This is a genomic window from Vibrio sp. 1078-1, from assembly GCF_033340475.1.
This window is the reverse complement of the sequence record NZ_JAWOWM010000879.1, coordinates 1-522: the sequence shown is the minus strand read 5'-3', so window position 1 is coordinate 522 and position 522 is coordinate 1. Positions and strand designations below refer to the sequence as shown.

The following is a 522-nucleotide window of genomic DNA, read 5'->3' as shown; positions in this document are numbered from 1 at the left end:
TCGTACTCGGGTAGGTGTTGCTGTAGCAGCGCACGTAAGGTGCTAATGCGGTTAGTGAGCACATTCTTGGAGATGAATTTGCTCTGCCAAATGGTTTCGATAATGGTGTCGGCAGAGAGCGGATGCCCCACGCTTGTTAGCAGCAGTTCTAATAACTCAATGGTACGAGGTTCGAGATCAATCGCGATAGTGTCTTGATGAAGAGTCTGAGTTTTCGGATTGTAGACCAACTCGCCAATCGCAATACAACTGTGAGTTTGTTTGGCTTGTTGTAGAAAGTCGCGCATACCGTACCGAGTTATTTGGAAATCGCGAAATATTATATAGTTATTGAAGCGCGAAATCTTATAAATCGCGCGTCAATTATCATCAAAAGTTTATGAACCGTAGGTAACGGAATATCGGTGTGGTTTGTGATTCATCGCCAATACGACATTCAGTGCAAAGGCACCCAAAATCGAAAGGCCAATCACCTCTGGAGTGACAAAGAAGAACGAAGCAAACAGGATACATGCATCGATT

The 522-nt window shown here is 44.3% G+C and carries 1 protein-coding gene and 1 pseudogene; both read right to left on the bottom strand.

Annotation, left to right across the window (positions count from 1 at the left end; all coding sequences use genetic code 11):
• Positions 1 to 287, bottom strand: a 287-nt coding sequence (locus R7190_RS30605; RefSeq protein WP_318138307.1) for a transcriptional regulator, incomplete at its 3' end; no start/stop codon positions are given.
• 90 nt (positions 288 to 377) lie between these two features.
• A pseudogene (locus R7190_RS30600) lies at positions 378 to 522 on the bottom strand (YitT family protein); the annotation flags it as partial.